The organism is Hungatella hathewayi WAL-18680 (assembly GCF_000235505.1).
Classification (GTDB): domain Bacteria; phylum Bacillota; class Clostridia; order Lachnospirales; family Lachnospiraceae; genus Hungatella_A; species Hungatella_A hathewayi_A.
Window position 1 is genome coordinate 548,133 of record NZ_JH379029.1, and the last position, 19,979, is coordinate 568,111.

The following is a 19,979-nucleotide window of genomic DNA, read 5'->3' on the forward strand; positions in this document are numbered from 1 at the left end:
CTTTTCATCCGTATTTTTACATTTTCTGTTTTTCCCGTTTTGTAAATGTCACATGAACCATATCTCCCGGCTGCTTGCCAATCTTTGAGCGAATGTCTTTCCGAATCCCAATAATATGGCATGGCGTGCCCATTTTTACAATCTGTCCGTCATAAGGCTCTCCATCGAACGTCGCATGCACCAGCAGCCTGGACTTCCCGAAAAGAGCTCTTATATCAAAAGGCACCTCCACATAAGCCGCATCCATGTCCGCTTTTTTTATTATAACTGCATCAAATTCAAGTACTTTCTCCATATCTACTTGTCAAACTCCATTTCCCAACTCTAAGGCCTGTATCATTAAAAGCAGCTCCTGGATATCCTTTGCAATCAAACTGTGCATGGTGTCCTTATACCTCAGGTAATTGATATTCGACACAGCACTTCTCACCGTTTCCCTCAAATCCGGCTTAAACCTTACTACATCCGCCAAGGCGGCCAGAGCCTGTCTTACCGCGGTCGGCTTGTCATCCTTCAAAATCCTCAGAGCGGCATCTATATTTTCATCAATCACATTGTCCTTATCCCACTTCGCCTGCCTGCAGAAAAGCCGAAACCCACGCACCCGAACCCCATAATTCTCACTGCCAATCATATCCGCAAACTCTCCCGTGTACCCATACAATGCCCCTGTTTCATCCGAAATCTGCTCCAATTCCTGCAATGCTTTAAACGCCACGGTATTATTTTTATCCTTCAACATCTGAATCCGAGCTTCCAGTTCATTTATCTCCATCGACTGCCGCCTCCGAAATTATATTTTATACCACATTTTCTAATGTCGCATACTCTCTTTGCAATTCCTGCTAGTATAAATTTTATTTGTTCATAAAAATGTTGTTCCATAGACTCTCCTTTTCCAAATAGGTTTTATTTCTTAAGTAAATTTTTTAATGTTCCTTCATTTTAGGAAATGATTTTATAATTTTGATATCCCATTCATCTTTATACTTCTCATGAATCTTATCTATCTCTTCATTAAGAATATTCTCTACGAAACTACATGTAATTTTACATAAGGCCAGTAATATATTTATATTATCTTCATAATAAAATACCGATTGCATGGGAGGACAAACCACCCCTTTTAGTTCACCATCTTGTAATACAAGTCCCATTCTAACAGTTAAAAAATCATTTTGATCATGTGCAATATATGAATCTCTTATTTCTTTAAATTTCATATGACATCCTAACGGATCACCTTGTATATTATTATAGACTTTACTAGGAATTAATTGTTTTCTTCCACTCTTTGAGCTTGTAAAACATTTTATGTATTTAATTACCGCTGCTTCGAATAATGCCTCTTTCTCAATAACATCTTCTACCTGTAACGCTTTCTCCAAATATGAAATTGCATTCTTTATATCAGTATCATGCAATACATATGAATAATATTTTTCTTCCTGCTTTTCGCGAGGAGCCGATAGTAATTCCACTTTACCAGGAAGATTTTTTATCTTTATAAAACCCTCATCATCAATTTTAAAATCATAGTAAAATTTACCCATTACCACAGCCCTTTCTTTCATACTCCAAATAAAAACAAGCGTAATCTTTATTACTTCATTTCAGTACAGCTCAATACAAATCTTACTACATTTTTTTGATGACACTCCACTTCTTTGAAATTAATCATCATTCTTCTTGATTTCGCGGTTCAATAATACCACAGTTTCCACATGGCTGCTATGCCCAAACATATCGCAGCACCGCACCTTCTCCACCTCATACCCTCTATCCGCCAGATACCTCAAATCCCTTGCCAGCGTAGCGGAATCGCAGCTTACATAAACGACGCGTTTGGGGGACATCTTGACGATGGTGTCTAAGCAGAGTTCGTCGCAGCCTTTTCGTGGGGGGTCTACTACGATGACGTCGGCGTAGATGCCCTCTTTCTCGTATTGCTCGGGGAGGACTTCTTCTGCTTTGCCGACGTAGAATTCCACGTTGTTGATTCCATTTATTTTGGCGTTTTCGCGGGCGTCGGCGATGGCTTCGGGGACGATTTCTACGCCGTAGACTTTTTTGGCTTTTTGGGCGAGAAAGAGGGAGATGGTGCCGATGCCGCAGTATAAGTCCCAGACGGTCTCGCCGCCGGTGAGTCCGGCGTATTCTAAAGCGGTACTGTATAATTTTTCGGTCTGGACCGGGTTTACCTGGTAGAAGGACAGGGGGGATATCCGGTATTTGACATCGCCGATGTAGTCGGTGATATAGCCGGGGCCGTAAAGGTTGACGATGTCTTTTCCCATGATGACATTGGTTTTGTCACGGTTGACGCTGTATGAAATACTGGTCATGCCTTCTATCTCCTTTAAGCTGTCCACCAGCACGGACTCCTCCGGCAGTTTTATGCCATTTATCACCAGGCATACCATGATTTCTCCGGTCTTGAATCCCACCCGGATGAGGGCATGGCGGACCAGGCCGCGATGGGTTTCCTCATCATAAGGCTCCACGCCGCACTGCTTCATGTATGATTTAATTTTATCAAGAATCGGCCGGTTGCTTTCCACGCCCAGCAGACAGTCCTCATTTTCAATAATGTCGTGGGTCCGGCCGGCATAAAAACCGGTGACTATCTCACCATTCCTATCCTTCCCAAACGGGAACTGGGCCTTGTTCCGGTATCTCCACGGCTCGTCCATCCCCATAATCGGCAGAAACCGGATGGGTTTTCCACAGCTTCCGGCGGATTTGGCCCCGATATCCACCGTCTCGTCCAACGCATGCACCACATTGTCAAACTTTCCAATCCGCACCAGATTGTTGTAAACCTTTTGCTCCTTGAACTTGAGCTGCTCCTCATAGCTCAATGCCTGGAGCTGGCAGCCGCCGCACTGTCTGGCGACCGGGCACTTTGGCTCCACGCGGTGGGGGGACGGCTCTACTACCTTCATCAGTCTGGCAAATCCATAAGACTTCTTCATCTTCATGGCCTTCGCCTCCACCACATCTCCAATCACGGCATCCTTGATAAACCAGATATACCCATCCAGCTTCCCAATTCCCGCTCCATCCTCACTCATATCCTCTATCTGAACCGTAAACACATCATTTTTCTTAATATCCATTCTTCTACTCCTCATGTCTTTTGCAGTCAAAGCCCTCATTACCCGGCCTTTGCAGACTCTCTAACTTCTATTCTATTTCCTTCTTCACTTTTTAGCAAGAATTACCACATACTTTCGCAAGAATTATTTCCCTATTTTTACACTTCTTTTATCCTTTGAACAAACTCTATTCACAATTTGTTGGTATGATATATACATGATATCGAAAAGGTATTATAACAACACCGATTCCAAGGTATGGCAGCGAGACCGACTGCAGCCAGAATCGTGTACATATTAATGAGGCCGGTGGTAACCAGCGCGCAACCACTGCCGGGCTCGACTAACAACAAAAGTGTTTCCGCCCATTCCATATTCTATTACACAATAACAATACCCGGAATGGCACCGAACGCTTCTCATATATACAACAATACAACCCTATGTACCAAGAATAAGGGCGCTGGATGGCGAATCACCAACAGGTATTCATCATCCAGCGCCCTTATTCCGTTTTATCCAAACCTCTAAAACTCCGTCGTCTTTCTCACATTGGTCTCCATCAGCCGGCTGTACCCAAGCCACCCCTGGTTATCGCCCGCGCCGTGAAGTATCTCCAGCATGGTCTCCATCTTCGCATCCGTATTGTCCGCAAAGTTCAGCGCCAGCGCCTCCAACAGCGCCGGTTTCTTCGGCGAGCCATACTCCAGTTCTCCGTGATGGGCCAGAATGCAGTGCTTCAGCTCCGTCGCCAGCTTCTCCGGGAATCCGGGAATGGTGCGGATTCTCTCTCCAACCATCTCCGTCCCGATTATAATATGTCCCAACAGCTGCCCGTCATCGGTGTAATCATTTTCCGGGAACACGGACAGTTCCTTCGTCTTCCCGATATCGTGAAACATCGCCGCCGTCAACAGTAAATCCCGGTTAATCCCTGGGTAATATCCCGCATAGTAATCACACAGCTTCACCACGCTGAGAGTATGCTCCAAAAGTCCCCCCACGAATCCATGATGCACGCTCTTCGCCGCACTGTGGAACTGAAAATCCTTCGCAAACACCCGGTCCTCGATAAAATAGCTGGACGCCAGCTTGTTAAGATACGGGTTCTTCACCGAGCGGATGAAGCCCACCAGCTCCTCATACATTTTCCCGATATCCTTGGAGGAAACAGGCAGATAATCTCCCGGTACATATTCCCCTTCGTCGGCCTTGCGAATCCGCTTCACATTCAGCTGGTTCACATTCTGGAACACCGTCACATCCGCGTCCACATACACATAGTCCATCGCCTCAAAATTGCCGACGCCCGGCGAACCCAAATCCCAGATTTTAGAATCAATGGTTCCGGTTTTATCCTGAAGCACCAGATTACCATATTCCTTTCCGGCCTTCGTCAGCGCAATCTGTTTGCTCTTGCATAAGTAGACATCCGCCACATGCATTCCTTCTCTGAATCCTTCAATGTATCTCATCCTGTTCTCCTATCTCTCCCTGTCTCTTCTATCTATGATACTTTCAACTATGATACTTTCAAAAACCGAAGCCAGGCAAATACTACCTGGCTCCGACGGTTACCTGATATTCCAACTCTTTGTATTCTTCTATTCCATTTCTCTGAATGATGACATTGACGACCTCGCCCTGTCTTAAATTCTCCACCGCATTCTGATAATCCTTGATGGTGGCAATCTCTTTTTCTCCAACCTTTGTGATAATGTCTCCGTTCTGGATTCCCGCGTTGTACGCCGGGCCGTTGGCGATGGAGTCCGTCACATACACGCCGAAGGGCAGACCGTTGTCCGTCATGGCCACGGTGACTTCCTGTCCCTTGATTCCCAGATAAGGCACCGGAATTCCATTGCTCATCTTCTCCAGAATACTCTTATAATCAGATATGGGCATGATGACCGTCATATCCTCACTGCCTTCATTCTTGTACTGGTCCGTGACCCAGCCAATCATCTCGCCGGAGGCATTGACCAGGAAGGTGCCCTTGTTGGCATTGCCCTTCACATCCGCGTACAGCAGTCTGGTGACACCATCAGCTACCTGAACATTTCTAAGCACATAGGACACAAATCCATAGTTCACGGAATGTGCCATTCCAGCCGGACTTCCCAGCGCAACTATGATATCTCCCTGCTTCACCGCATAGGAATTCCCCAGCTTCAGCGCTGTCACACTCTCAAGTGTGCTCTCCTCCAGCTGCGTGACATCCACACTGACGATTGCCATCCCGGACACCTGGTCCGCCTGCTTGATGGTTCCGTTCACTTCCACGCCGTCACCAAAAGTCACTTTGATGGAATCCGCATTTTCCACCGCATTGTCCGGTGTCAATATCAGCAGTTCCCTGGATGTGGATGCAATGATGGCGCCTGCGTAGAGACCTGTCGTCTCCACCGGGTTGTCGAACCAGTCCACCTCCCGCTTCACGGAATGGACTACCACAATCCCCTTGTCCGCCTCCAGGCTCACCGAACGCAGCGTGCTGTACATACTGACCAAATCGTCGGACGTATATTCATACCGCTCGATAGCTGACTGAAGAATCTCCTCAATCGGCTCCGTCTCCTTCGGCTCCTGTGTGGTCGTCTCCACGATAACCGGAGATGTCTCAGGCGGGTCATCTTTTGGAATCGTTATCGGGTCGCTCTCCTGGGTCTCTTCCGGTACCAGGTAGCGCTCCGCCAGAGGTCTCACAACGCCAAAGGTCAATCCAGCCGCACCACCGCACAAAACCGCAACCGAAAAACAGGCCAGAACGCGTTTCGCAATCTGCTTTCTGGTCAACGGTGGTTTGACAATCTGCTCGCGCATAAACTGTCGTTTTTCTCTGGATTCTTTGTCAGGACCATTTACTTCCGGCATATGTTTCCTCCTCAAAAGACCTAATTCCTATTATAATGTGGTTCCAGGATTTATGCAAGAAAAAGTATAGTTTGGAAAATTTTTATTAAAATGGTAGTATGTATTTAAAAAGATTTTAGAATCAGTTGAAACTTTTTCACATCCCCACGCGTCTAACAGGTATAAGCAGCAAGGTTCCGGAACCAATGGATTGCTTACTCTGATTTGGAGGAGAATTATGAGACAGACGAAAAACGCCATGGATGATTTAATACAGAAGAATCTGACAGATAATTATCAGAAATATTACCGGCTGGCTTACAGCTACGTCCACAATGAAGCCGACGCCATGGACATTGTGCAGGAGGGCGCCTACAAGGCTATTTTAAAAAGCGGGCTTTTGGAAAACCCGGACTATGTGGGCACCTGGATATACCGGATTATGGTCAATGAGGCGTTGTCCTTTATCCGAAAACAAAAACATCCTTTTGAGGAACTGAATGAGGAATTTCAGCCCTCCACCGCGGACCAGTATGAGGACATTGACTTGAAACGGGCCATTGAACAGCTGGGGGAGCCGGATGGTACGATTATCAAGCTCCGCTTCTATGAGGACATGAAGCTGGAACAGATTGCGGATATTCTGGATGAGAATTTAAATTCCATCAAAAGCCGCCTGTACCGCTCCCTGAAACGCCTGCGGTTTTCACTGGAATAATAAGCACACCACCAGAAATTAGGAGGATTCGAATATGAAGCGCGAAGAGCAGAACAATTATCAGGAACTTCAGAATTTAAAGGAAGAATATTTAAACGTAAATACTCCCGACCAAGGCAGAGAGCAGATGATAAAAGCCATCGAAAAAGCGAGAAAGGAAAAACAGCATATGATTCAGATAAAACATTTTAAACAGGCAGGTCTGACCGCCGCGGCCGCACTGGCCCTGTTAGTCATCACACCAAATGTCAGCCAGAGCGCCGCCATGGCCATGAGCAATATCCCTCTTATCGGGCCGATTGTTAAGGTTGTAACAATTCGTGATTACCAAGTGAAGGAGGAGCACCGGGACGCCGACGTGGCTATCCCGAAGGTGGAAGCCGAGGGGGAGAAATCCTCTCAGGCCGCCGACAAGATTAACCAGGACGTGGAGCAGTACATCGACACTCTGGTGGCCCAGTTCAAAGCGGACACCGAGGGAAATGAGAACGCCAACCAGACCCTGGATGTCACCTACGAGACCGTCACCGACACGGACACCTGGTTTACCTTAAAATTGTCCGTCCTGGAAGCCCAGGCCAGCGGGTTCCAGTCCTACCGCTACTACCACATTGACAAGCAGACCGGAGAGGTGGCGACGTTAAAGGATGTCTTCCGGGAAGGTGCCGATTATAAGGCCGCTATCAACGCCAATATCAAGATGCAGATGGAAGAGCAGATGCAAAAGGACGATTCCATCGTCTACTGGTTAAACGATACGGAGATTCCGGATTCCAACTTCAACTCCATCAAGGACGACCAGAACTTTTACTTTAACAAGGATGGCCAGCTGGTTATCTCCTTCGACGAGTATGAGGTGGCGCCGGGATATATGGGCGCTGTGGAATTCACGATTCCGGACAGCGTGCTGGCCGGAATCAGACGGTAACCCTGATAAACCGACCCGAAACACAATTACAGCCACATCTCCGACAAAGAGATGTGGCTGTTTTAGTGAAAATATCTTTATTTCGCAGTGCTAAGCGCATCCGCAACTGCATCCATAATACCCTTACTTGTATTGGTAGCGCCGGAAACTGCATCTACCTCTGCGGTCTGCTTCTTAATAATCTCAGCAGTCACGCCCTTCTCGGCTGCCTCGTAGATGCCCTCGGTCTCGCCGTGCTCTTTCAGAACAACTGCGGTGATGTTGCCGCCCTCGACGGTTACTTCCACTTTGATGTCGCCGTTGTTGCCGGTTCCGGTTCCCTCGTACACGCCATCCTTGTAGCCGCCCTCGACCTCAGGTGTCACAGCCGCGTCATCTGCTGCCACGGTTATCTCCGGCTCTGTGTTTCCGCCGTTGTCCATCACATATTTCTCAGCGGCAGTACCTGCGATACGGCCAAATACAACGATGTCGGTTACAGCATTACCGCCCAGACGGTTGGCGCCGTGAACGCCACCGGTTACCTCGCCTGCTGCGAATAAACCTGGGATTGCGGTTCCATCTTCTTTCAATACCTCTGTGCTGGTGTTAATCTTCACACCGCCCATGGTGTGGTGAACAGCCGGTGCGCACAATGCGGCATAGTACTTTGGCTGGTCTAACGGAACTTCCATGCTCTCACGACCAAAGTCAGCGTCTGTGCCGCTTGCCTGATAGCCTGCATAAGTCTTCAATGTCTCAGCCAGCGCATCTCCGTCCACGCCAATCGCCTCGCCGAGAGCCTCCGGCGTATCTGCCTCCGTCACAATTCCTGCCTTTACATAGGACTCAATGGCGGAAAGGCTGTCTCTCACTGCCTGGTCAAATATCATGTAGCACTGTTTGTCTGTCTGCTTCAGAATCGCTGCGGACACCACATCGCGGGTCTCCAGCTCATTGACGAAACGGAGTCCCTCTTTGTTCACCAGGATTGCGCCGTTTCCGCGGACACCCTCGGTGTACATGGTCTGTGTGTCAGGGTTTACGGTTGGATGGGTCTGAATCTGCTCCATATCTACCAGAGCCGCGCCATCCTCCACCGCCATGGTGATACCGTCGCCGGTTGCACCTGCATGGTTGGTGGTGCCAAATCCGGCCAAATCAGATTTGTACTCCACTACCATATCCATGTTGGCTCCGAAACCACCGGTTGCCAGTACCACTGCGGTACAGTCAATGGTCATCTCTTTGCCGTCTTTATCAACTGCGGTTACACCGCTCACTTTGCCATCGGCATCTACCAGAATCTTCTGGGCGGTTGTCTCCAGAAGTACCGGAATGTTTAACTCTGCCATCTTTGCATTTAAGGTCTTTACCAGCATTGGTCCCACTGCGGATGTGTCGGACGGTCTGTGGATACGCTTTACGCTTGCGCCGCCGAACATGCCGACTACGCTTAAGTCGCCGCCGATTTCATTGACCCAGTCAACGGCTTCTGCGGAATTCTCAGCCATAACCGTCACCAGTTCTTTATCGTTAATGTCTTTTCCGCCCTTCATGGTATCTTCCACGAATAAGTCTACGGAATCCTCGATGCCGTCAGCTTCCTGATACTTGGTAGCCGCCGCATTTAAACCACCGGTAGAACGGGTGGTGTTGCCTCCTGTGATTGGCATTTTCTCCAGAACTACCACGTTGGTGGCGCCGTCCTGCACTGCCTGAATCGCCGCTGTCATACCAGCGCCGCCAGCGCCGATTACCACGATGTCTGCCTTCTGGTTCTCAGAAGCAGGAGCCTCTGTCTCTGCCACGGTAGTCTCCTCAGCCGTTGTGGCCGCGGTTGTGTCCACCGGTGCCTCCGCCTTCTTGCCACAGGCCGCCATGGACAGAACCATAGCTGCTGCCAGCGTGAAAGCCGCCAGTTTTCTTCCAGTTTTTCTCATAATCTTCTCCTCCAAATAACGTTTCATTTTATTTGCGTCAGTAGTCTATCACATCGTTATTTTATTGTCAATCAAAAAAACCGAATTTGACCCTTTTGTAAGTATTGTTCACGGAAATGTAATCGTATCTTATTCAAATCCCACATACCGGTACTGAATCGACGGCCGGCCGCCTGTTTTGTAATCAATACTGCTGGCAATCTCATGGGTTTCCAGCATATAGTTTACATAACGCCTAATCGTCACCCGGGATAAATGCACCTGCTCCGCAATCTCCTCGCTGGTGAAAGACTGGCCCCGGTTATCCTTCATATACTGGCGGATGGTCTCAAGAGTATGCTCCTGAAGCCCCTTCTGCATTCTGGTGGGACCCGCCTCATTCACGGCGCCGCTGGATAAAAGGCGGTCGATATCCTTCTGGCTCAAGTTGCCGTCCACATTGGACAGCAGCTCCTGCTTTTTGGAAAACTGGTCCAGCGCCCGCTCAAACCTGGCATACTCAAAGGGCTTCACCAAGTAATCGATGACCCCGGCGCCAAGCAGCCCCTTCACCGTCTCCGTCTCGTTGGCCGCCGTCACCATTATCACGTCCGGCTTCCTCTCAAACTGGTTCAGCCGCTCCATGAACTCCATCCCGTTCATCAACGGCATATAGTAATCCAGAATCACCAGGTCCACCGGCTTTTTTTTGATAAAATCCAGCCCATCTTTCCCATTTCGAAAATTCCCGCACACATGGAAGGACGGATTCATACTCACGTACTGTCTGTTAATCGTCGCCACCATCGGGTCGTCTTCCACAATAATTACCTGGTACATGAACTGTCCTCCTCTTCTGGGCGCATAAAGCTGACGGTGATGCAGGTCCCCTCGCCCGGCTCGGTCTCAATCGTAATCTCCCCGTGGTACCTGTCGGTCAGTTCCTTCACCAGCGGAAGTCCCGTTCCCCGGCCCTCCCCCTTGGTGGATATGCCACGCTGGAATATATTCTCTCTCACATCCTCCGGAATGCCGCCTCCGGTATCCTCGCAGGTAATCACCGTGCAGTCGTACTCACAGTAAATCCCCAGCTCCATGTCCTTCACCTGATAAGCCCTGGAATTCAGCTCCTCGATGGCATTTTCCAGCAGATTCCCCACGATGGTCACATAGACGTCCACCGGAAACATGAGGTTCTCCTTGGCGCACTGGCTGCCGTTCTTCAAAATCAGATGAATCCCCAGCTCGCTGGCCCTCATCATCTTCCCGATGATCAGCGCAGACAAGTGGGACACATGGATCTGCATGGACACATCCTTCACCGCCTGGCTGGACACCAGGGTGGTGTTGGAAATGTACTCGATCGCCGTGTCCGTATCCCCCAGCTGGAGATAGCCCAGAATCACATGGAGCTTATTCATGAACTCATGGTTGAAGGCCCGCAGTGTATCCAGCATATCCCTGGCCCCGGTCAGCTCCTCCGCCATTTTCATCACTTCCGTCCTGTCCCGGAAAATGGAGATAGCCCCGGCAATCCGGTGATTCTCCCAGATAGGAATCCGGTTGCTGACAATGTGGTTGCCGTTCAGCACCATGCTCACATTGTACTCCGGCTGGCCGCTTTTCATGGTCTCCAGCAGCCTAGTCTTCGGGTAGATGTCCTTTAGATATTCCCCCTCCACCTTCGCGTCCTCATCCAGTCCCAGCATGGTCCGCCCGGACTGGTTCATGAGAATCACTTCCCCTTTCGGATTCACCGCGAAAATCCCCTCGTCCAGCGCATCCAGCACCTCACTCCGCTCCACATACTTTGTGATAAATTCCTCCGGCTGGTAGCCCATGAGAAGGCGTTTCAAATAATTCATATTGTGGCGGGCCAGAACAAATCCAAACCCCAGCAGCAGCACTCCCAAAATGCCGTAAATCAGCAGAATCTGGTTTCTCATCTGCCGGATACTCTCCGTCAATACCGACGCCATCACAAATCCAATGATGGTCCCTTCCGAATCCGTCACCGCCCGGAAGGCCCTGCGCTGATGCCCCAGCGTCCCCATCCCCTCGGTAATGTACGGCGCCTCTCCCCGAAGTATGGCCCCTTCGTCCCCTCCGGAAAATGTCTTGCCAATGCGGGATTTCTCCGGGTGATAAATTCGGATACTGTCCGTGTCACAGATGGTAATGATGTCAAGCCCGCTGGTCACCTCCAGCACCATATCCAGGTACGAGGTCAGTTCCTCCACGTCCCTGTCCTCTTCCAGCGCCGACACCACCATGGGCATATCCGCAACCACCGCCGCCATGCTGGTGATGGTGCTGTCCAACTCCTTCGTCTGCCGGTTCATGCTGTAATACAGCGTCACACTCAGAGAGATGAGAATGACAGCGATACAGCCAAGTGTGTAAGAGTAATACAGTCTCTGCTCTATGGTTTTCTCCTTCATGTCATCCTCATCTCCTTTTTTCCTGTTATGATACCATTTTAAACATTTCCCGTCCGCTTGGCAATGTGAATCTATACGGACAGCAAGATAGGCACAAACCTACAACAGCACCTTAACCAGCACGCTGGCCACAATCAGTATCAACGCCCCGCAGATTCTGGTCGCTATCTGGGCAAATGGCAGCAGCTCCATTCTCCTGGCCGCCGACAATACCGCGATATCCCCGGTGCCTCCCATATTGGTGGTGCAAAGCCCCGCCGTGATGGAGGATTCCACCGGATAAAACCCAACCAGATATCCGCCCACACCGGCTCCGAGGGCCACGCCGCCCACAACCACCAGCACCAGAATCATATACGTCAGGGAAAATGCTGACGCCACCGCGTTCAAATCAATCATGGAAATGCCGATGCCCACCAAAAGCGCCTGGGTCCAGTTTCCCATCACAAAGCCGCTCCACTGCTTGGCCGCCTGCTCAAATTTGGAGGGAATAATTCCGAGAGCTTTCGAGGCCGCTACCGCGATAATCATCCATGCGTAGGTGTGGATTGAGGGCACCAGCTTGTTGATTATGGTTCCCACCAGATAAAAGCAGAGGGCCAGAATCATGCCGATTCCCATCATCTGCACGCTGGTCGGCAGCATTTCACTGTCTGTCATCTCCTCCACGTCTTTTCTCATCAGCTTTCCGTTGCCGGTCAGACCCGGCTTCACCTCGCCCAGCTTTGCCAGAAGGCCGGCGCCCACGATGGCGCATACATTTCCAAGGGTGGATGCCGGAATCATGCGGGAGATAATCACTGCGGACTCCTGGCCCAATGCCTCGGCATACATGCCGGAGAGCGGAACCACACCGGCGCCCATGCCGCCGCCCATCATGGGGATTGCAACATACATCACCGCGTCAGCGAATCCGTAGCCCATAATCATTCCCACAAAACCAACGGCAAGGATGGCGAAGGTCATGGCACACAGGGCCACCGGCAGGAATCTGACGGCCGCGCGCAAAAGCAGGCTCCGGTTCATGCCCAGGATACTTCCGGTTATCAGCGCCGCTATGTAAAAATTCAGGAACCCGGTGGTGTTCATAAATCCGTCCACGCTCTCAATCACCGCCTCCGGAATCACGCCGAAGGTCACCAGCGCCGCGGAGGCAAAGATACAGACGATGGCGCCGCCGCCCAGGTAGGTCTTTACAATTGGTGTATGGTTGCCGATGGTGTTAAACAGGCCGCCAAATACCATCATCACCGCAAAGGCGCCAATCATGCCCTTTGGCATCCATCCAAGCATCATTGTTACAAATACCAGCGCCGTAATCAGCAGATACACCGGCAGGGAAATCCCCATAATCTCAAACTTTTTTAATTCACCCATTTTCTTTCCCCTTTACATTCTTTCGTGATACGTAATATTCTCCTCTATACCTCTTTCGTAATTCCCAGTTCCTTCGCCACTCTTCCCACTTCCTCAGCCACGACTTTTGCAACCTCCGGATTGAATGCTCCCGGAATGATATAGTCTTCCTTCAACTCCTCGTCCTTCACGATACTGGCAATGGCTCTCGCCGCCGCCAGCTTCATCTCCTCCGTGATATCCGTTGCCAGCACGTCCAACGCCCCACGGAAAATGCCGGGGAATACCAGCACGTTGTTGATCTGGTTGGGGTAATCGCTTCTGCCCGTAGCTACCACACGGGCGCCGCCTTTTAATGCCTCCTCCGGCATAATTTCCGGAACCGGATTCGCCATTGCGAACACGATGGCGTCGTGGTTCATGGAAGCCACCATCTCCGCCGTCACCACGTTGGGAGCCGATACGCCGATGAAGACGTCCTTACCTCTCATTATGTCCGCCAGCGGCCCGCGTTCATTCTCGCGATTTGTTCTCTCCGCCATGTCTCTCTGGGCGCTGTTCAGCCAGGTCTCATCCTTCGATACCGCACCCTGCCGGTCCACCAGCACCACATTTCCCGCGCCAAACTCCAACAGCAGGCGGCAGATGGAGATTCCGGCGGAACCGGCGCCGTTGATGACGATGTTAATGTCCTCCATCCTCTTGCCCACCAGCCGCAGGGAGTTAAGCAGTCCGGCCGCTACCACAATCGCCGTTCCGTGCTGGTCGTCATGGAAGACCGGGATATCCAGCTCCTCCTTCAGCCGCCGCTCAATCTCAAAGCATCTTGGAGCCGAGATATCCTCCAGGTTAATCCCGCCAAATCCTGGGGCAATCCGTTTCACCGTCTCAATAATCTCCTCCGTATCCTTCGTGTCCAGACAGATGGGAAATGCGTCCACGCCGGCAAATTCCTTAAACAGAATGGCTTTTCCCTCCATCACCGGCATGGCTGCCTCCGGGCCGATGTCTCCAAGGCCCAGAACCGCGGTGCCGTCGGTCACAACGGCTACAAGGTTCTTCTTCGCCGTATACTTGTACACGTCACTCTTCTTTGCGCTGATTTTCCTGCACGGCTCCGCTACCCCCGGCGTGTAGGCCACGCTCAAATCTTCCCTGCATTTCACCGGCACCTTTGAAACCACTCCGATTTTCCCACCATTTGCTTCGTGAAGTTTTAAACTCATCTCGTTATAATTCATTTGTAACCCCTCCTGAAATTTGATAGTTTGATTATAAAAGACCCGAAACGCCCCGTATAGTTTGTGTATCTATACTAATACTTACGTAACTTTCTAAAAGATTGACAGAATAATATCAGAGGAAATCGCCTGTTATGGGCTTTCATCACGTATTTGTTTATGGTATACTATGAGCACTTAACGAAGTCTTTCATGAGCTTAGTATTTATGGTATACTGTCCACGTAGGCATGAGCAGTGCGAAATAGAGCGCCACTGCGGACTAGCACACCATTGTAACCCAGAACCATCAATTTCAGAACAGGAATAAATTATGAACGCAAAATCACTAAAAACATTAGAATATCATAAAATCATCGCCCAGCTGACAGAGTACGCCTCTTCCCAGCTCGGCAAGAAACTCTGTCAAAATCTAGTCCCATCCACGGACCTAACTACCATCCGTCAGATGCAGACCGAGACCACGGACGCCGCCACCCGGGTCCGCCAAAAGGGCGGTATCTCCTTCGGCGGCCTGAAAGACATCCGTGACTCCCTGAAGCGCCTGGAAGTGGGCAGTTCCCTCAGCATCACCGAACTCCTCTCCATCAGCTCCCTCTTAACGATTTCCGCCAGGTCCAAAGCCTACGGACGCCACGAGGAATCGGAACTTCCGAACGACTCCTTAGAGGACCTCTTCCGCTCCTTAGAGCCGCTGACCCCCGTAAATACGGAAATCAAGCGCTGCATCATTTCCGAGGAGGAAGTCAGCGATGACGCCAGTCCCGGACTCCGCCACGTGCGCCGTTCCATGAAGGTCATCAATGACAGGGTGCACACCCAGTTAAACGCCATTTTAAATTCCAGCAGAACCTATCTCCAGGACCCGGTTATCACCATGAGGGACGGAAGATACTGTCTGCCGGTAAAATCCGAATACAAGAACCAGGTGGCCGGTATGGTACACGACCAGTCCTCCACCGGCTCCACCTTATTCATCGAGCCCATGGCCATCATCAAGCTAAACAACGAGCTTCGGGAACTGGAGATACAGGAGCAGAAAGAGATAGAAGCCGTGCTGGCCGATTTGAGCAACCAGCTGCTTCCCTATATGGAGGAGCTGGCATCCAACCAGAGCGTGCTGGCGCAGCTGGACTTTATCTTCGCCAGAGCCGCGCTCTCCAGACACTACAAATGCAGTGAGCCGTCCTTCAACACCAACGGCTACATCAATATCAAAGATGGCCGCCATCCCCTGCTGGACCCGCAGAAGGTGGTTCCCATCAACATTCATCTGGGAAAAGAATTTGATCTGCTTATCGTCACGGGACCCAATACCGGTGGTAAGACCGTTTCCCTGAAAACCGTAGGTCTCTTCACCCTGATGGGCCAGGCAGGTCTTCATATTCCCGCCTTTGACGGCTCCGAACTTGCCGTGTTTGAGGAAGTATTTGCGGATATCGGTGACGAGCAGAGTATTGAGCAGAGTCTCAGTACCTTCTCCGCCCATATGACCAACATTGTGTCCATCCTGGAGCAGGCGGACAGTCATTCCCTCTGCCTATTCGACGAACTGGGGGCGGGAACGGACCCGACGGAAGGCGCCGCACTGGCTATCGCCGTCCTCACCTTCCTGCACAACATGAAGTGCCGCACCATGGCTACCACCCATTACAGTGAGTTAAAGGTCTTTGCCCTGACCACGCCCGGTGTGGAAAATGCCTGCTGCGAGTTCAGCGTGGAGACCCTTCAGCCGACCTATCGCCTGCTTATCGGAATTCCCGGCAAGAGCAACGCGTTCGCTATTTCGAGAAAGCTGGGACTGCCCGAATTCATTATCGACGACGCCAGGACACACTTAGAGTCCAGCGATGAGGCCTTCGAGGATGTGCTGACTCATCTGGAGGAGAGCCGCGTCACTATCGAAAAGGAACAGGCGGAAATCCAGGCCTACAAAGCCCAGGTGGCACAGCTGAAAGCCCGGCTGGAGCAGAAAGAGGGCCGTCTGGACGAGCAGAAAGAGAAGTACATGCGGGAAGCCCGTGAGGAAGCACAGCGCATCCTGCGGGAAGCCAAGGAGACGGCTGACAAGACCATCAAGAATATCAACAAACTGGCAGAAAGCTCCGGCGTCGCCAAGCAGCTGGAGGAAGAGCGCGCCCGCCTGCGGGAAGAGTTGAAAAAAGTGGACCAGAATCTTTCCATCAAGAAAGAGAAGGACCCGAAAAAAGTGGTTTCCCCCAAATCCCTGCACATCGGCGACAGCGTCATGGTTCTTTCCATGAACTTAAAAGGCACAGTCAGCACCCTGCCAAACGCCAAGGGCGATTTGTACGTGCAGATGGGTATCCTCCGCTCCCTGGTCAATATAAAAGACCTGGAGCTGATCGAGGAAGCCACGGTCAGCGGGCCCAATCTGGATAAGAAACGGACCGGAAGCGGCAAGATAAAAATGTCCAAATCCTTCAGCGTGTCACCGGAGATTAATCTGATCGGCATGACCACGGACGAGGCTGTGTCCATTCTGGATAAATATTTAGACGACGCCTACCTGGCACATTTACCCCAGGTGCGCGTGGTTCACGGCCGTGGGACAGGAGCATTGAAGGCAGCCGTCCACAGACGGTTAAAACAGTTAAAATATGTAAAGGAATACCGCCTTGGAGAATACGGCGAGGGCGACACCGGAGTTACCATCGTGACGTTTCACTAGGCAGGCAGCAAACTATCAACGAGCAGCATCTCATCAAGCAGGAGGACGTGTATGGCAGAAAAACAGAAAGTATTAATTGTAGACGATGACGCAAATATTGCGGAGCTGATTTCACTCTATCTGATCAAGGAGTGCTATGAGACCTTAATCGTATATGACGGGGAAGAAGCGCTCCGGGTATTCCCGGAGTTTAAACCAAATATTGTTTTGCTGGATTTGATGCTGCCGGGCATCGACGGTTATCAGGTCTGCCGGGAGCTGCGGGCCGCCTCCCAGGTTCCGGTTATCATGCTGTCCGCCAAGGGCGAAATCTTTGACAAGGTTCTGGGCCTGGAGCTGGGTGCCGACGACTATATGATAAAGCCCTTCGACTCCAAGGAATTGGTGGCCAGAGTCAAGGCGGTACTGCGACGCTATCAGACGGCCCCGGCTCCGGCGGCCCCCAAGTCCGACCAGCAGGGGGATTACGTGGAGTACCCCAATCTGATTGTCAACCTGACCAACTATTCCGTCATCTACATGGGCCATTCCATCGAGATGCCACCGAAGGAGCTGGAGCTGTTATATTTCCTCGCCTCCTCCCCCAACCAGGTCTTCACCAGAGAGCAGCTCCTGGACCATATCTGGGGCTACGAATACATCGGTGACACCCGCACCGTGGACGTACATATCAAACGTCTCCGGGAAAAAATTAAGGACAATGACAGCTGGGCATTGACGACGGTTTGGGGAATCGGATATAAATTCGAGGTAAAACGATGAATCATTCACTTTACTACAAGTTCATTCTGGGGTATCTGGTGTTTGGCCTGCTGGGGTTTATTGCCATCACCACCGTGTCCTCCAAAATGACCTACAATCATCTGATGGAAGAAAAGGCGGAAGTGCTGTATGACGAGGCCAATCTGATTGCTTCCAATTACAGTACGGTCTATCAGGGCAAATCCATTGACGTGGCATCGGCTTACCCACAGCTGGAAGCCGTTGCCGCCTTCACCCAGACGGAAATCTGGGTGGTGGAGCGCAAGGGCACCATTGTGGTGGACAGCAACCACTCCGATAAGGTGGGAACCACGATTCAGGGCTTTGACCCTACTTCTATCGGCAATAAATCTTATTGTGTCGGCAGTTATTATGACTGCTTTCCAGGAGAGGTGCTCAGTGTGTCCGCGCCTATCACCGGCAATTACAATACCTACGGGTACGTGATTATCCATCTGCCGCTCAGCCAGATTACGGCTGCCCAGAACGGCATCCTGAATATCCTGTATATTTCCGCGGGGATTATCTTTGCCCTGTCCCTGATTATCCTGCTGGTGTTTACCCAGACGGTCTATATTCCATTGAAGAAAATCACGGCCGCCGCCAACCAGTATGCGGAGGGGAACCTGAAGTACAAGACGGAGCTGCACACCCACGATGAGATGGGCTATCTGGCCGCCACCCTGAATTACATGTCGGACGGGCTGGACCAGATGGAAGAGTATCAGCACACCTTCATCGCCAACGTCTCCCACGACTTCCGCTCGCCGCTGACCTCCATCAAAGGATACTTGGAGGCGATTCTGGACGGCACCATACCGCCGGAAATGTATGAGAAATATTTAACAAGGGTTATCACCGAGACAGAGCGGCTGAACAAGCTGACCCAGGGCATGCTGACCCTGAACTCCCTTGACAGCAAGGGCTATCTGTCGCGGACCAACTTTGACATCAACCGGGTTATCAAGGACACGGCCGCCTCCTTTGAGGGGACCTGTGAGAACAAAAATATTATGCTGGATTTGACCTTTTCCGACAGCATCCAGATGGTGTACGCGGACATGGGCAAGATTCAGCAGGTGCTGTACAACTTAATTGACAATGCCATCAAGTTCAGCCACCACGATTCCACCATCTACATCCGGACCTCCATTAAAAATGAGAAGGTCTTCGTGTCCGTGAAAGACACGGGAATCGGCATCCCCAAGCCCAATCAGAAAAAGATTTGGGAGCGGTTCTACAAGTCCGATTTGTCCCGCGGCAAAGACAAAAAAGGAACCGGCCTTGGCCTGGCCATCGTGAAAGAGATTATCCAGAGCCACGGCGAGAACATCGACTGCATCAGCACGGAGGGCGTCGGCACGGAATTCATCTTCTCCCTTCCACGGTCCACTAATTTATAATTACCAGCATAAAAAAACAGCACCTGCGCTTCGGGTGTCCCAACCGGACTCTCCCAAACACAGGTGCTGTTATTTTTTATGAGTTCAATATCTTACTTCCAGTGAAGCCGGTGCAAATCGCCCTTCATCGTCATCTTCTCAAATCCATTCTGTCTCAGTGCCTCATAAAGCACAATCGACACCGAATTCGACAGATTCAGCGAGCGGATATCTCCCCACATGGGAATTCTCACACAGGTCTCCTGGTTCTCCACAAGGATTTCCTCCGGAATTCCGGCGCTCTCCTTCCCAAACATCAGAAAGCAGTCCGGCTCGTATTCCACTTCCGTATATACCTTCTGGGCCTTGGTGGTGGCCATATAAATCTTCGCCCCCGGATTCCGCTCCAAAAATTCCTGATAATCACTGTAAACCGTCACATCCAGCTTATCCCAATAGTCCAGGCCGGCCCGCTTCACCGCCTTCTCGTTGATCTTAAAGCCCAGCGGCTCAATCAGGTGCAGCTTCGTGTCCGTCGCCACACAGGTCCGTCCGATATTCCCGGTATTGGCCGGCATTTCCGGCTCAAACAATACTACATTCATCTT

The 19,979-nt window shown here is 50.8% G+C and carries 17 protein-coding genes; 5 read left to right on the forward strand and 12 right to left on the reverse strand.

Features of this window, described 5'->3' with window-relative positions; genetic code table 11:
* Nucleotides 1–16: 16 nt before the first annotated feature.
* From HMPREF9473_RS23325 to HMPREF9473_RS23350, 6 genes are all read right to left on the reverse strand, one after another.
* Nucleotides 17–295 (reverse strand): DUF1905 domain-containing protein, encoded by a 279-nt coding sequence (locus HMPREF9473_RS23325; RefSeq protein WP_006782692.1) that lies wholly within the window; start codon nt 293–295, stop codon nt 17–19.
* A 9-nt stretch (nt 296–304) separates the two neighbouring features.
* Nucleotides 305–775 (reverse strand): hypothetical protein, encoded by a 471-nt coding sequence (locus tag HMPREF9473_RS23330; protein WP_006782693.1) that lies wholly within the window; start codon nt 773–775, stop codon nt 305–307.
* A gap of 154 nt (nt 776–929) precedes the next feature.
* Nucleotides 930–1,574 carry a hypothetical protein gene (locus tag HMPREF9473_RS23335; RefSeq protein WP_242830886.1) on the reverse strand — a complete coding sequence of 215 codons (645 nt, stop codon included), beginning with the start codon at nt 1,572–1,574 and terminating at the stop codon, nt 930–932.
* A 99-nt stretch (nt 1,575–1,673) separates the two neighbouring features.
* Nucleotides 1,674–3,119 (reverse strand): 23S rRNA (uracil(1939)-C(5))-methyltransferase RlmD, encoded by a 1,446-nt coding sequence (gene rlmD / locus HMPREF9473_RS23340; protein WP_006782695.1) that lies wholly within the window; start codon nt 3,117–3,119, stop codon nt 1,674–1,676.
* A 506-nt stretch (nt 3,120–3,625) separates the two neighbouring features.
* Entirely contained in the window at nt 3,626–4,573 is a 948-nt protein-coding gene (locus HMPREF9473_RS23345; RefSeq protein WP_006782696.1) for a 3'-5' exoribonuclease YhaM family protein, read from the reverse strand.
* A gap of 82 nt (nt 4,574–4,655) precedes the next feature.
* Nucleotides 4,656–5,972 (reverse strand): S1C family serine protease, encoded by a 1,317-nt coding sequence (locus tag HMPREF9473_RS23350; protein ID WP_006782697.1) that lies wholly within the window; start codon nt 5,970–5,972, stop codon nt 4,656–4,658.
* A 217-nt stretch (nt 5,973–6,189) separates the two neighbouring features.
* On the opposite strand from HMPREF9473_RS23350, the gene HMPREF9473_RS23355 reads away from it, so the two are divergent.
* Nucleotides 6,190–6,669: a sigma-70 family RNA polymerase sigma factor gene (locus HMPREF9473_RS23355; RefSeq protein ID WP_006782698.1), complete on the forward strand. Its 480-nt coding sequence runs from the start codon at nt 6,190–6,192 to the stop codon at nt 6,667–6,669.
* Between the two features lie 34 nt (nt 6,670–6,703).
* A complete protein-coding gene (locus tag HMPREF9473_RS23360; RefSeq protein ID WP_006782699.1) occupies nt 6,704–7,597 on the forward strand; it encodes an RsiV family protein in 894 nt (297 codons plus the stop codon).
* Nucleotides 7,598–7,674: 77 nt separating this feature from the next.
* On the opposite strand, the gene HMPREF9473_RS23365 is transcribed toward HMPREF9473_RS23360, so the two are convergent.
* The 5 genes from HMPREF9473_RS23365 to HMPREF9473_RS23385 all read right to left on the reverse strand — a co-directional run bounded on the left by HMPREF9473_RS23365 (nt 7,675) and on the right by HMPREF9473_RS23385 (nt 14,536).
* Nucleotides 7,675–9,519 (reverse strand): flavocytochrome c, encoded by a 1,845-nt coding sequence (locus HMPREF9473_RS23365; RefSeq protein WP_006782700.1) that lies wholly within the window; start codon nt 9,517–9,519, stop codon nt 7,675–7,677.
* A 129-nt stretch (nt 9,520–9,648) separates the two neighbouring features.
* Complete coding sequence (locus HMPREF9473_RS23370; protein WP_006782701.1) at nt 9,649–10,338, reverse strand: response regulator; 690 nt, start codon at nt 10,336–10,338, stop codon at nt 9,649–9,651.
* The gene (locus HMPREF9473_RS23375) at nt 10,326–11,939 is read right to left on the reverse strand and encodes an ATP-binding protein (protein WP_006782702.1); all 1,614 of its coding nucleotides are present in this window, start codon (nt 11,937–11,939) and stop codon (nt 10,326–10,328) included. Before HMPREF9473_RS23375 ends, HMPREF9473_RS23370 begins: the two co-directional genes overlap by 13 nt.
* A 99-nt stretch (nt 11,940–12,038) precedes the next feature.
* Nucleotides 12,039–13,316 carry a 2-hydroxycarboxylate transporter family protein gene (locus HMPREF9473_RS23380; protein WP_006782703.1) on the reverse strand — a complete coding sequence of 426 codons (1,278 nt, stop codon included), beginning with the start codon at nt 13,314–13,316 and terminating at the stop codon, nt 12,039–12,041.
* A 44-nt stretch (nt 13,317–13,360) separates the two neighbouring features.
* Nucleotides 13,361–14,536, reverse strand: coding sequence for an NAD(P)-dependent malic enzyme (locus HMPREF9473_RS23385; RefSeq protein ID WP_006782704.1), 1,176 nt, complete (start codon nt 14,534–14,536; stop codon nt 13,361–13,363).
* Nucleotides 14,537–14,848: 312 nt separating this feature from the next.
* On the opposite strand from HMPREF9473_RS23385, the gene HMPREF9473_RS23390 reads away from it, so the two are divergent.
* From HMPREF9473_RS23390 to HMPREF9473_RS23400, 3 genes are read left to right on the forward strand one after another with little or no spacing between them, the layout of a single operon-like run.
* The gene (locus HMPREF9473_RS23390; protein WP_006782705.1) at nt 14,849–17,227 is read left to right on the forward strand and encodes an endonuclease MutS2; all 2,379 of its coding nucleotides are present in this window, start codon (nt 14,849–14,851) and stop codon (nt 17,225–17,227) included.
* A 51-nt stretch (nt 17,228–17,278) separates the two neighbouring features.
* Nucleotides 17,279–17,989: a response regulator transcription factor gene (locus tag HMPREF9473_RS23395; RefSeq protein WP_006782706.1), complete on the forward strand. Its 711-nt coding sequence runs from the start codon at nt 17,279–17,281 to the stop codon at nt 17,987–17,989.
* On the forward strand, nt 17,986–19,392 hold the full coding sequence (locus HMPREF9473_RS23400) for a HAMP domain-containing sensor histidine kinase (protein WP_006782707.1): 1,407 nt from the start codon (nt 17,986–17,988) through the stop codon (nt 19,390–19,392). Before HMPREF9473_RS23395 ends, HMPREF9473_RS23400 begins: the two co-directional genes overlap by 4 nt.
* 92 nt (nt 19,393–19,484) lie before the next feature.
* On the opposite strand, the gene HMPREF9473_RS23405 is transcribed toward HMPREF9473_RS23400, so the two are convergent.
* Complete coding sequence (locus tag HMPREF9473_RS23405; RefSeq protein WP_006782708.1) at nt 19,485–19,976, reverse strand: tRNA (cytidine(34)-2'-O)-methyltransferase; 492 nt, start codon at nt 19,974–19,976, stop codon at nt 19,485–19,487.
* Nucleotides 19,977–19,979: the final 3 nt, after the last annotated feature.

Excerpts from the sequence above, each read along its gene's own strand:
- HMPREF9473_RS23360 (WP_006782699.1), top strand. The coding sequence starts at position 6,704 with ATGAAGCGCGAAGAGCAGAACAATTATCAGGAACTTCAGAATTTAAAG.
- HMPREF9473_RS23380 (WP_006782703.1), bottom strand. The coding sequence starts at position 13,316 with ATGGGTGAATTAAAAAAGTTTGAGATTATGGGGATTTCCCTGCCGGTG.
- rlmD (WP_006782695.1), bottom strand. The coding sequence starts at position 3,119 with ATGGATATTAAGAAAAATGATGTGTTTACGGTTCAGATAGAGGATATG.
- HMPREF9473_RS23375 (WP_006782702.1), bottom strand. The coding sequence starts at position 11,939 with ATGAAGGAGAAAACCATAGAGCAGAGACTGTATTACTCTTACACACTT.
- HMPREF9473_RS23365 (WP_006782700.1), bottom strand. The coding sequence starts at position 9,519 with ATGAGAAAAACTGGAAGAAAACTGGCGGCTTTCACGCTGGCAGCAGCT.
- HMPREF9473_RS23350 (WP_006782697.1), bottom strand. The coding sequence starts at position 5,972 with ATGCCGGAAGTAAATGGTCCTGACAAAGAATCCAGAGAAAAACGACAG.
- HMPREF9473_RS23405 (WP_006782708.1), bottom strand. The coding sequence starts at position 19,976 with ATGAATGTAGTATTGTTTGAGCCGGAAATGCCGGCCAATACCGGGAAT.
- HMPREF9473_RS23370 (WP_006782701.1), bottom strand. The coding sequence starts at position 10,338 with ATGTACCAGGTAATTATTGTGGAAGACGACCCGATGGTGGCGACGATT.
- HMPREF9473_RS23395 (WP_006782706.1), top strand. The coding sequence starts at position 17,279 with ATGGCAGAAAAACAGAAAGTATTAATTGTAGACGATGACGCAAATATT.
- HMPREF9473_RS23335 (WP_242830886.1), bottom strand. The coding sequence starts at position 1,574 with ATGAAAGAAAGGGCTGTGGTAATGGGTAAATTTTACTATGATTTTAAA.
- HMPREF9473_RS23355 (WP_006782698.1), top strand. The coding sequence starts at position 6,190 with ATGAGACAGACGAAAAACGCCATGGATGATTTAATACAGAAGAATCTG.
- HMPREF9473_RS23400 (WP_006782707.1), top strand. The coding sequence starts at position 17,986 with ATGAATCATTCACTTTACTACAAGTTCATTCTGGGGTATCTGGTGTTT.
- HMPREF9473_RS23325 (WP_006782692.1), bottom strand. The coding sequence starts at position 295 with ATGGAGAAAGTACTTGAATTTGATGCAGTTATAATAAAAAAAGCGGAC.
- HMPREF9473_RS23345 (WP_006782696.1), bottom strand. The coding sequence starts at position 4,573 with ATGAGATACATTGAAGGATTCAGAGAAGGAATGCATGTGGCGGATGTC.
- HMPREF9473_RS23385 (WP_006782704.1), bottom strand. The coding sequence starts at position 14,536 with ATGAATTATAACGAGATGAGTTTAAAACTTCACGAAGCAAATGGTGGG.
- HMPREF9473_RS23390 (WP_006782705.1), top strand. The coding sequence starts at position 14,849 with ATGAACGCAAAATCACTAAAAACATTAGAATATCATAAAATCATCGCC.
- HMPREF9473_RS23330 (WP_006782693.1), bottom strand. The coding sequence starts at position 775 with ATGGAGATAAATGAACTGGAAGCTCGGATTCAGATGTTGAAGGATAAA.